At 45.9% G+C, this 9,858-nt stretch carries 15 protein-coding genes; 6 read left to right on the plus strand and 9 right to left on the minus strand.

What is annotated here, in order from left to right:
• The 7 genes from H583_RS0113345 to H583_RS0113375 all read right to left on the minus strand — a co-directional run bounded on the left by H583_RS0113345 (position 1) and on the right by H583_RS0113375 (position 4,365).
• Positions 1-714 carry a helix-turn-helix domain-containing protein gene (locus H583_RS0113345; RefSeq protein ID WP_028560905.1) on the minus strand — a complete coding sequence of 238 codons (714 nt, stop codon included), beginning with the start codon at positions 712-714 and terminating at the stop codon, positions 1-3.
• Positions 715-2,024: 1,310 nt separating this feature from the next.
• Positions 2,025-2,405 (minus strand): LytTR family DNA-binding domain-containing protein, encoded by a 381-nt coding sequence (locus tag H583_RS0113350; RefSeq protein ID WP_028560906.1) that lies wholly within the window; start codon positions 2,403-2,405, stop codon positions 2,025-2,027.
• A 159-nt stretch (positions 2,406-2,564) separates the two neighbouring features.
• Positions 2,565-2,909: a hypothetical protein gene (locus H583_RS0113355; RefSeq protein WP_028560907.1), complete on the minus strand. Its 345-nt coding sequence runs from the start codon at positions 2,907-2,909 to the stop codon at positions 2,565-2,567.
• 4 nt (positions 2,910-2,913) lie between these two features.
• On the minus strand, positions 2,914-3,324 hold the full coding sequence (locus H583_RS0113360; RefSeq protein ID WP_028560908.1) for a hypothetical protein: 411 nt from the start codon (positions 3,322-3,324) through the stop codon (positions 2,914-2,916).
• 113 nt (positions 3,325-3,437) lie between these two features.
• Positions 3,438-3,695, minus strand: a complete 258-nt coding sequence (locus H583_RS0113365) for a hypothetical protein (protein ID WP_028560909.1) — start codon at positions 3,693-3,695, stop codon at positions 3,438-3,440.
• Positions 3,692-4,063, minus strand: a complete 372-nt coding sequence (locus H583_RS0113370) for a hypothetical protein (RefSeq protein WP_028560910.1) — start codon at positions 4,061-4,063, stop codon at positions 3,692-3,694. Before H583_RS0113370 ends, H583_RS0113365 begins: the two co-directional genes overlap by 4 nt.
• Positions 4,064-4,080: 17 nt before the next feature.
• A complete protein-coding gene (locus H583_RS0113375) occupies positions 4,081-4,365 on the minus strand; it encodes a hypothetical protein (RefSeq protein ID WP_028560911.1) in 285 nt (94 codons plus the stop codon).
• A gap of 226 nt (positions 4,366-4,591) precedes the next feature.
• On the opposite strand from H583_RS0113375, the gene H583_RS0113380 reads away from it, so the two are divergent.
• The 3 genes from H583_RS0113380 (at position 4,592) to H583_RS32860 (ending at position 6,249) form a co-directional block, all read left to right on the plus strand.
• Positions 4,592-4,801 (plus strand): helix-turn-helix domain-containing protein, encoded by a 210-nt coding sequence (locus H583_RS0113380; RefSeq protein ID WP_028560912.1) that lies wholly within the window; start codon positions 4,592-4,594, stop codon positions 4,799-4,801.
• Between the two features lie 85 nt (positions 4,802-4,886).
• On the plus strand, positions 4,887-5,111 hold the full coding sequence (locus H583_RS0113385; protein ID WP_028560913.1) for a hypothetical protein: 225 nt from the start codon (positions 4,887-4,889) through the stop codon (positions 5,109-5,111).
• A 682-nt stretch (positions 5,112-5,793) separates the two neighbouring features.
• Positions 5,794-6,249 (plus strand): hypothetical protein, encoded by a 456-nt coding sequence (locus tag H583_RS32860; protein WP_154665884.1) that lies wholly within the window; start codon positions 5,794-5,796, stop codon positions 6,247-6,249.
• A gap of 1,067 nt (positions 6,250-7,316) precedes the next feature.
• On the opposite strand, the gene H583_RS36640 is transcribed toward H583_RS32860, so the two are convergent.
• On the minus strand, positions 7,317-7,523 hold the full coding sequence (locus H583_RS36640) for a hypothetical protein (protein ID WP_154665885.1): 207 nt from the start codon (positions 7,521-7,523) through the stop codon (positions 7,317-7,319).
• Positions 7,524-7,765: 242 nt separating this feature from the next.
• Here H583_RS36640 and H583_RS0113405 point away from each other — a divergent pair, with 242 nt between their 5' ends.
• The 3 genes from H583_RS0113405 (at position 7,766) to H583_RS0113420 (ending at position 9,568) form a co-directional block, all read left to right on the plus strand.
• Positions 7,766-8,311 (plus strand): GIY-YIG nuclease family protein, encoded by a 546-nt coding sequence (locus H583_RS0113405; RefSeq protein ID WP_028559786.1) that lies wholly within the window; start codon positions 7,766-7,768, stop codon positions 8,309-8,311.
• A gap of 124 nt (positions 8,312-8,435) precedes the next feature.
• Positions 8,436-8,591, plus strand: a complete 156-nt coding sequence (locus H583_RS37195) for a hypothetical protein (protein WP_169456468.1) — start codon at positions 8,436-8,438, stop codon at positions 8,589-8,591.
• 542 nt (positions 8,592-9,133) lie between these two features.
• A complete protein-coding gene (locus H583_RS0113420) occupies positions 9,134-9,568 on the plus strand; it encodes a helix-turn-helix domain-containing protein (protein ID WP_028559784.1) in 435 nt (144 codons plus the stop codon).
• 100 nt (positions 9,569-9,668) lie between these two features.
• On the opposite strand, the gene H583_RS37335 is transcribed toward H583_RS0113420, so the two are convergent.
• The coding region (locus H583_RS37335) for a hypothetical protein (protein WP_211228334.1) at positions 9,669-9,858 on the minus strand (190 nt) is incomplete at its 5' end.

Consider the following 9,858-nt stretch of genomic DNA (forward strand, 5'->3'; position numbering starts at 1 on the left):
TTAAGGCGCTAAGTGTACCGCTGGGACGCCCTTCACGTCTACAACCCCGTCATTCCAACGGACAGCCTGATATTTACCGTCTGAACGCCGTTCTAAATATTCAAAATCAGTGTATATTGCGCCATATGTGTGAAGTTCTTCGGATGCTGCCGTGAGCAACTCGTCTACCGTTCTGTACTCAATAGTTACGCCATCTTTCTGTGAAAACAAACGCCCTTTTGACGATCCGAAAAAGCATCGGACGTGCGTCAAATCTGGCGTAAGTTGGATCGCCATCGCTTCGTCAGAAAGCGTGTACGACTCAATTCCCATTACCCTCGCCAAATGAATCGCCTCATCTACTTTCTTACGAGCTTTTTCGGGTTTGTGTATATCGAGAGCTGCATATTGAACGCCTGTGTCGGCATTTATCATCACAATTTGTCCGTTCTCAACTTCAATTACACACTCCGGGATATGATCGTCTTGTTTAATTCCGTGATATTGGCTAAGTACAAGTTTGGCTGCGTTTTCGATAAGGCGTGCAGATTGTACCGGCCTGCCTCGCTCAAATTTACTTAGAGTGCTTGCACTTACTCCTATAGAATGAGCAACTTCCGAAATTGTCATCTGTTTGGCGCTTCTCATGTTACGGATTTCCGAGCCAACTTTTGCCCATTCCTTGTTTTCCTTTTTGACCACCCAAAGCATTTGTCCGATTGTATTATTGTTCATTTTCGCATTGTCTCCTTTGTGGAATTTTTTTTTTGTAATTTATATGAAGCAGTCTTTTAAGACCGCGAATGTTATATAATATAATACACAACGAGAATTTCGGTTTCGGACACCGTATAATGCTATATACGAGAATAATTTTATAAATAAACACTTACACCTGAATTTTCCTCTCTGTATCTTATATCCGCTTGAGGTTTCAAAATTGGGACAACTACTTCTCCATCGAGTTAACCGTCTGAAAATACAGTCCCGCACAGTTACAAGAAATATTCTCTACCTCTTATATGTGCTCGGATTTGTTGAATTGGGACACTTACCCTAGATTCCACCCATGCTGTATTATTCGAGATGAGTTAGCAGTTTCGCACACCTCCGCAGTATATCCTGGAGTTGAAGGGGTCACTGTCGGTACTGCATTCGACTGATTTGTATCATTCAGTGCAGTTTTACAAGAATTTCGGAACCTAGCGTTAATAGTGCTCTGTCACTGTGTGTTTTTGTGGTTATACTGTAATACACGAAGTAACATTCACGTTCGGACACTTTGCCGTAAATTTATTTGAAATTGGCGGGTAATTAGCGGCGATATTTACGTATGCACACGGGATGCCCGAATTGGGACACCGCGCTGAAAACTAATTCCGCTTATACCGGTTATAAGTGCTCGGGTTTGGCCGATTGGGACATTCCGGAGGAAGTTTCTTTTCGTAATGTTAACCGTAGAGGATTTGGCCTCCGCACACCATGGGTGAATTACAAACGGGTCTCGTCGCCTTCCGTGTTTTTGCGGTTATACTACTATAGACAACTGCGATATTGATCTCGCACACTTTAGGTGAGAAGAGCTAAGGTTGCTCCCTGTGTGTTTTTGCGATTATACTGCATTATAGAAATAGAGTTTTCACTCCGCACACTTTCAGTGGAAACTCTTTATTGACTGCTTATTCGGCGGCTATGTTACTATATACAAGGATACACGACAACTTAAACACTTTCCCGTAAATTGGCCGATGCTTATTTTACGGTCATACTTTTTAATACGCCACTACCAATCAGGTTCGCACATGTTCAGTGGAAAATTTGATTTGTTTTTTTGTCATACTGTAATATACGAAGCGAAAGACACTGTTCGCACACCTCGTTGAAAGTTTTTTTTTCAAAATTCCGAAACCAATCGAATACACGTTCGTATAATATGGTATAATAAAGATGCCCGGCACGCCGCCAAACGTACCGGACTGGATGTCATTACGTCGCCAACCGTAATGAACGAGATACCCGCCAAGGGTATATGCAATGTCAATACCCTAGCGTTGACTCGCCAAAGACACGCAGGGTATTCCGTTATCCTGAGCAAAACCGAAGAATTGTTTGCGGTACGACGTTGCCACAGGAGCGCTTAACGCCAGATTATTCGGATTGGACCCGAATAACACAACGGATAGCTTCTCGTCGTACCCTGACACTTTATCCGTCTGGACCAAATACCCACGTTCGATACGCTGAAACCCATGTCGCTCAAATGCCCGGACCTGCTCCGCGAAAGTTAATATCTGAGCAAACGCCTCTTCCTCCGTATGATAGATAATCCGGTCCTTGAATCTGGATACGTAAAGAATATCGTTCAAATCTAACTCTACGATCTCAGAGTTCTCGCAGCCTAACCGCCTAATGACTGGTAATTGCACATTGAACCTCCTTATAAGTAGATATGAATGCACGCAAGAAAGCGCGGACCAACTGACCCGCAGGCTTTCCGCTAGCGACAGGCGGCCTTAAGAATAACCGTCCTCTCGCTTTCACCGCGTAGCCAACGCGGATCGTCAGGCGGAAAATACTGATATACGCTACCATCTCAACAGCTCAAAATCTACGCTCGCCGTATCAGAGACAAGGACCTCCCGTACGAGAAACTGCCAACCGGACATTTTCGATAAGCGGTCGTAAATTTCTTGGATTACGATATCTCCACGTGTGACACCGGACGCCAGTTTGACCGCCTCGCACATGCCGAGATACAGCGTTTTCCGGCCGTCCACCTTCTGCACGCGGTCGAGCCATAAGTCGCCCTCCAAGCTGATATACATAAAGTGTATACCGTCGATTATGAATCCCTGTTCCATAACATATCCCGTCCCGCTGCCGTCGCCAGCATCGTCGTACGGGCCGTGAATCATTGCCGCACGGTTCATACGCTCACTCCCCTTCCATCTCTGAATCCGGAATGCTCCGGCCGTACACATCGGTTTCCCGATCAATAAACCCGCTATGGTCGCTCTCGTCGTTGTGAAGCAGCCGTATTGAAGTGTCGTTCCTATCGAACGGTCCCGTCAGGAGGTCGAAGGCGCTCCTTTCTGTCAGCAACCCGTATAGAAAGGATACGTAGTCCTCGTCAGAAGGCAAGGTACGGAGCGGAACATTCGCGAAAAGCTCCGCCTTCCCGTCCTGCGCGTATAAGCCTTCGTAAGCAAATTTGATGACAGGCAGCAGGTATGCGCTCCCCTCGGATATGTAAATAGCGTGCTTGGAGTCCGGCAGCAAAAACCCGATGAAAAATGGCGTCTGAGCTTTCATATAGTTGGTACGGATCGATATTGGCGTAAGCATCGAGTTACCTCCCTGCGTCGCCGAACGCTTGACGGGCGACCTCAACGATTAGAGCGGCAATAACACGGATGACCCACCGATTGCGGCGGCGTGGAACGGCGGTGCGGCTGCCGTCAAGATACGGATACATGAGCGCGGTCATAGTCGGATACCTCCTTATACGTGAATACTCCCGTCAGGGAAGCGAGCTGCATATCGTTGACGCGGGTGGTGCCGAGCGTTTTGTTCGGCGATACGCCCGTCACAGCATGGAAGAATGGCGGTTGTGCAACGAACGTTGTTCTCGAAAGAGTGTCGATAAGCGTTGCGCGGATAATCCCGTCTATAAGAACGTAGCGAATACGGTGCATGGCTTTGGATACAGATTTCATAAGCGTATACCTCCGATATCTTCAATTGTTAAGGTGACGTTGAGCGAGCGGCGAATTTCGTCGTTCTTGGCGGCTTGCTCGCGGTGTTTCTGTATGACCTTCGAGCATTGCCCGTTCAGTGCACGAAATAGCGGTAATAACTGTGCTAACTCGCCTTTAATTACGCGCCGGCGGTGGAGAACTTGCTGTAGCATAACGGCCGCAGCGTGTCCGCAAGTCTCCGTCAGATCGAGCTTTTCAATTTCATGATAAATTGCGGAAACCTCACGATCTACCTCTGACAAAGCGTTGGTTAACTTTTGATACTTCGACATGACCTCGGAATTTAAGTTCCGGTATCTAGCGAGATAAGAATCGACAATCGGCATTTTGAAACCTCCTCGTATTAATAGGGAATTAGCAACGATAAAAATTCGGTAGCAGACAACTCGTCGTAACGGTGGATAAAAGTCGGATCGGAGATTTTAACTTCCATTAACTGCGTCCCAGGACCGCCAGTTGTGTAAAAGTGACCGTCAGCCTCGACTACTTTTTCTAGCAACGCCAGGCTGTATTTAGCATCAACGTACAATGCCCGTTCTGGAGCAATGAGAACGCCCGGATATTCTAACCGAACTGAGTCGCCGTCATTGTCGCTGTAAGCAGTAACTACGGTGATCTTACGGAACATAGTTGGAACCTCCTCGGATAAGTAAGTAAAAATTCAAATGAACATATGACTATGGCTTTCGTAATTTAGGAAATTTCTTTGAGAAATTCGGAACTATTTGATAAAATAAACGTATGTGTATGTAAGTCAACATATCAAAATGTCAACATGTTGTGCATGAATTCATAATACACTCATCGTGCCTAGATGTCAACATGTTGTGCTTAAATTATTTGGGGGAATTTTTATGCCTATCCGTTGCACTCTCGGTGATATTATGAAAAAGAGAAACTTACAAAATAAAGATGTAGTTAAATTGACAGGCGTAAGCCGTAATACCATTACCTCTCTAGCGGCAAATGCAACTAAACGTATCGACTACGATACTTTAGAAGGTTTGTGTAAGGGGTTAGGTATACAACCGGGGGATTTAATAGAGTTCGTACCAGATAAGTAGCGCATAACATTCTATCGACATATCGTTATTATAAATATTAATTTTTGCTTCCTTCGATACGACGGAATACAATGGGAGGTACCGAATGAGCTTACAGTTTATAGCGCTACATGGCGCGGAGATTGTGGAAATCAGCGAAGAAGACGTCGATTATGTCACGGAGGACTTAATCGAGGGAGAGACGTTTGTGCGGATTCATACGAATGACGGCCGCGAAGTAATTCCGCTATTAGATGTTGACGACAGCTTTAACGAAGTAAAAGGAGAAGAAAAACGCGTCTTCCTCCGTAGCAAGATTCGCCCTAATTGACGAAGGCTACGACCAATCTTCGTACCAGCTTGCACAGCCGCAATGCCTTGCAGCTATTTACCCTCTCGCCGACCGATTGCGTACGTAATTTGCCGTGTTTAGACGGGTTAAATCAAGGCGAATGACGTGCGATTCCAATAATAAAAAGACCGGTCCCGCCGCGTAGGTGATCCGGTCTTTTTACGTGCAAGCGTATCGGTTTAACCGACGGCCTACCTACGGTGTGAGTTGAAACCACGTCGTTTAAACCCGAACAGTATTCGTGTCGAGAGTGTAGCGGTTCCTAAGTTTAACTTAGTCAGCCACCGTGCATTTAACGTACACAGGTTCGTAATACTATCATTTCAAATGACGGTATTCCCGCAGGACCGAAGAGGCGGCCTAATTACTATTGAGTTCACCGTAAGTGGAACGATCTATGTTGAATATAGCCCGTCAAATCATGGGTCTGTGTTTAACGCAGACCCTTCCGGTTGAACCTACAGTTTAAAACGACGTTAGCACCCTAGTTTCAATCGACGCCGCCGTGTCATGATCGGTATATTATTCCGGTCATACCCACTCGATGACAACGACGGAAATCACAACGTTTGATTACGGACAACTCGATGGGAAGACAGCGGAGTTCCTCCGTAGTAAAGAACGGAATATGCGTGAGATTGTCGGAAAGGCGTATACGGAGTTGGGACGTGAACTAAAGGAGGCGCAAGATGCGCTGTCTAAACGCGGTTACGGTTGCTTTGAGGAATGGTACACGGCAATGGGGTTTAGAAGGCAGAACGTGTATAGGCTGATCGATCGCTATGAGAAGTTGATTCTCCCAAATTGGGAGGAACGAGAATTAATCGAATCACTACCTGTCTCCCTCACGTACGAGATTGCAAATCCCTCGTCAGAGGATACCGAACCCAAGCGTCTAGCGAAGTCCTCCGTCCTTTCTGGCGACATCACGACGTTGCGGGAGTACCGCGAACTCCTAGCGAAACTAGAGGCGGAGCAAACTGCTCGTAAAAAGGCCGAATCTGACTACGAAGTTTTACGAGACACTATCGAAGCCGTAACGGAATCTGAACGCGAAGTCAAATCCGAATTAGAGGCACTCCGTGCCCGACCTTCTCCGGATGACGGCGGAATCTGATGGTGGGCCAGCGAGTAATGATCAATCTCGAATTCAGCGAATTGATCGAGAGATTAAAGAAGGAGGCGAAGGAAAGACAAGTAGAGTTTCTCCGAAAAGGAAATGAGATAGCCCCCGTTCCTGCAGACCTACAGATAGCGCAGTTATCCGGAACGTCCGCACGCAACAAACCACGGTTACTGATTGATCACCAGCTAGGGTACGCACAATCTGCGTACAGACTTATGAAGGTACTTGGCGCTTGATTAAAGCTGTCTAGGTACGGGGATATTCGTGCGGTAAATGCGATAGGAATAGGAACGTAAGGGGAGATGGCAAACAGGACATTTCAACGTATTTAGTAACTGAAACGTAAATAGGAGTCCGGGGTATTTATATTGTGATTACCTACGAATCTTTTAACGTAAGTAAGATATTAGGTTTATTACAGTTATCCGAACATCAGCACGGTTTTAGCTGATGGGCGAAAGGTTTTATCTTGTTAACATTGGTTATTGTTAAAGATGGTTATAGTTAGTGCCACGATGACCATATCGGCGTTCACCGTGTTGAGTATCTTATACATGGAAGAAAGTAAGGTTTTATTTGTATGCTGTAATGTTTTATAGTTCTAGTTATAATGGCTCTAGTTATATTGGTTCTACTTAGTGTGACGCGAACGTCACTCGGCTCCCGTCACACGGAAGTCGTCACACGGTAAACAAGCAAAACAAACCGCTAGACGTCGAGCGAATTCAGGATGTACCGGGCCGTACGATACTCCCGCAACGTTGTGATGTCTCCGGAGAGAACGGCGGACTTCGCTTGGCGCTTGGGTTCAGTAGACTCGGCGGACGGAGCCGAGATTACGTATGCTAGGGATATAGGCAAATCTTCAAGTAGCCCCTGCGTTTGCTTGTCGGAATTTCCGACAAGCATTTCGTACCTACGGATCAAATCGAGTGCTTTATCTTTTTTGAATCCTACGTGCTCTAGCCATTTTCGAAAAAAACCATCGTATTGGTTACTTCCGGACAACGCCTCCTGCGCCTCCTTCAACTCTCGCCCAAGCTCCGTATACGCCTTACCTACGATTTCACGCATATTCCGTTCTTTACCGCCAAGCTCGCCGCCTCCGTCGTCCCGTTAACCTCCCGCAGGAGAGCGATTTCCACCGCGGAAATAAGGCCGTTATGGGTCAACGGGTACCAACCTATATCCCGCCACGTCTCGCGGCTAATTGGCGGTGATTTTGCGGGATCAGGCTTATATCCGGGAGCCTTCGTTGGGTCCACTACGTGCTTATTTAACCTTATCTACAAGATTACCTCGAAAAATTCGATAGACCACCTTTTTTGTTATATAGCTACACCTGAATTTTTCCACAGCAGGGGGTGTTCTCACAAGAAATTATTAATAGTACCTTACTTTTCCCACTTTATTTGGCTACGGGTATTGAGAAAAATTTCAAGGTGGGTGACGAAGGGGCGGGTAAACTCCGTCCTACCTTCCTAATACCATTTAGGAGGAAACCCGTATGTCAATTACCGTGTCATTACCGGAAGTGTATTTGGAAGCAGCGCCAAGAGAAATAAGGAACAAGAGCATGTATGATCTGCCTGGAGTTTACGTCTTCTACGATGACCGGAATGTCCCGTTATATGTAGGTAAAACGGTAAGCTTCAAACGGAGAATTTCTCGGCACTCTATGTCTTCTGATTTCTACCACTTTTCTTCTCACGTGCGGTTGTACCTTGTTGAGAACGAGTACGAAAAGGATATTTACGAGACTTACCTTATATCAACGTTAAAGCCCGAGTATAACAAGGCCAAAACGTTCTACACAAGGTTAGATTACGAAGATATGCTGCACGAAGTCAATGAAAGGATCACCGAAGCGAAACGAGAAATAGCGGAGCTTGAGCGAGAGGAATTCGAAGAAGATGATAGCTTCGAGGATACAAGCGACAGCGAATCGCTAGGTGACGTCCTTCGCATCCAAAGGCGGTTAATTGAGCTAGAACGTGAGTTAGCACGTCTATACGCCAGAAAGGGCGGGTTGCTGGGACGTTTCAGCGCGTAAGCTATCGCTAGTTGAATAAACACAACAACCGACATTTGTCGGCTTTTTTTTGCGTTGACAAACGAATGTGTCGGGTACACTCCGGCCGGTTAGCGCTAACACATCGAAAAGGGGACGATTGTACATGGCCGATATTGGCGAAGTAAAAGTAAACGTAAATGTATCCGAGGCTATCGCGGGACTCAAAGCGCTTCAACGCGAGGCACGGAAAGCAACCGCAGCATTGGCGGAATTGAAAGCAGCGGCTGACGCGTTAAAGGGTGGTGGGGCTGATGAATAAACACCTGCATGTTTCAAAGACGGCTCTCACGGTATTTGACTACTTGACGCGATTTATTCAAGACCCGTCATACCTACTAAAAGGTTACGCGGGTGGCCCGGAATTAACTAAGACAGATATTTCTGAGTTAACAGGGTTTAGTATCGGATACACACGTAAGCTACTAAACAGTCTGTGTGTCGCAGGGTACCTCGGCTATGTCGAAATAGGTCACACAGTGAAGTTACAAATAAATCCGAACAAATATGTTAATCCCGAGATTGCGCCAAGTGATTTTGTAGTCTCATTGTATCTGTTACATGAACGTCAATCTTCCGAAGTGGAGTGATATCTGATGAGTAATGCTTACTTATTTTGCTATTCGCCTGCAATGTTTCGGTTTCTTGTATCCGCAGGTCACCGGTACATTTGCGTAGGTGTAAACGAACGGACTGGTGGGCGTTTTTGGTTATTCGAAAAGTCTGATGCAGTGAGACGGTCATTGGACGAATATAGTGACCGTAAATAAAACTTAATATGTGGAGTGGGGAGCGTGTGGAGTGATGTTTAATTTTGAGCCGACGAGAGATTTTACGAGAGTGCATAACGCTATTTTTACGTTATATACGAGACTGCCTGACTTTAAATCGAGTCACGCGATGTTGTACGTGTACCTAATGGCCCGCAGTAATCCGCAATACGGGTACGCATTTCCATCAACGGAAGACATAGCGCTCGCGCTGAATTGCGGAATAAACCAGGTTGTATCGTACAAGCGGGTGCTAAAAGACTACGGATTAATCGTAACTAAGCGGCACTCGACGTACGGAAACGATATGTATTACGTAAAGCCTCCGATAACGGAAGAGGCGGAATTTTACGGACGATTTCCAGAAGCGCGTGAACATTACGAGAAGCGTTCAGAACAGTTCGCAGCACGAAAATCCAAACCGGAGGAAACCGAACAAAAATCGATATATGACGGCATCAATTGGTAATTAAAGGGGCGGATCACTATATCGGTGATTAGCGTATCACTAAAACAGTGATCCGGCTATCACTATATCGGTGAGGTATAAATACTTACGTTATAAATACCTACGTATAAATACTTACTAAATAATAGCGAATATGAAAAACAATTAGGCGGGAAAAACATCCGCCTAGCTTCGGGAAGGAAAAGCACCTTCCCTCAGCAGCTTTTCTTACGTAGTCCTTTAAATAAAAAGATAAGAGATGCGTAAGTAAAATAGTCCGGACAGCAGCACGGTTTTGGCTGCTGGACGAA

The sequence above is a fragment of the Paenibacillus pinihumi DSM 23905 = JCM 16419 genome (genome assembly GCF_000422505.1).
In the GTDB taxonomy this organism is placed as follows: Bacteria; Bacillota; Bacilli; order Paenibacillales; family Paenibacillaceae; genus Paenibacillus_D; species Paenibacillus_D pinihumi.

What these genes read in the sequence shown, in the direction of transcription:
- H583_RS0113420 (WP_028559784.1), top strand. Translation starts at nt 9,134, where the DNA reads ATGTTTAATTTTGAGCCGACGAGAGATTTTACGAGAGTGCATAACGCT.
- H583_RS0113385 (WP_028560913.1), top strand. Translation starts at nt 4,887, where the DNA reads ATGAGCTTACAGTTTATAGCGCTACATGGCGCGGAGATTGTGGAAATC.
- H583_RS37195 (WP_169456468.1), top strand. Translation starts at nt 8,436, where the DNA reads ATGGCCGATATTGGCGAAGTAAAAGTAAACGTAAATGTATCCGAGGCT.
- H583_RS0113380 (WP_028560912.1), top strand. Translation starts at nt 4,592, where the DNA reads ATGCCTATCCGTTGCACTCTCGGTGATATTATGAAAAAGAGAAACTTA.
- H583_RS0113370 (WP_028560910.1), bottom strand. Translation starts at nt 4,063, where the DNA reads ATGCCGATTGTCGATTCTTATCTCGCTAGATACCGGAACTTAAATTCC.
- H583_RS0113355 (WP_028560907.1), bottom strand. Translation starts at nt 2,909, where the DNA reads ATGAACCGTGCGGCAATGATTCACGGCCCGTACGACGATGCTGGCGAC.
- H583_RS0113365 (WP_028560909.1), bottom strand. Translation starts at nt 3,695, where the DNA reads ATGAAATCTGTATCCAAAGCCATGCACCGTATTCGCTACGTTCTTATA.
- H583_RS0113345 (WP_028560905.1), bottom strand. Translation starts at nt 714, where the DNA reads ATGAACAATAATACAATCGGACAAATGCTTTGGGTGGTCAAAAAGGAA.
- H583_RS0113375 (WP_028560911.1), bottom strand. Translation starts at nt 4,365, where the DNA reads ATGTTCCGTAAGATCACCGTAGTTACTGCTTACAGCGACAATGACGGC.
- H583_RS0113405 (WP_028559786.1), top strand. Translation starts at nt 7,766, where the DNA reads ATGTCAATTACCGTGTCATTACCGGAAGTGTATTTGGAAGCAGCGCCA.
- H583_RS0113360 (WP_028560908.1), bottom strand. Translation starts at nt 3,324, where the DNA reads ATGCTTACGCCAATATCGATCCGTACCAACTATATGAAAGCTCAGACG.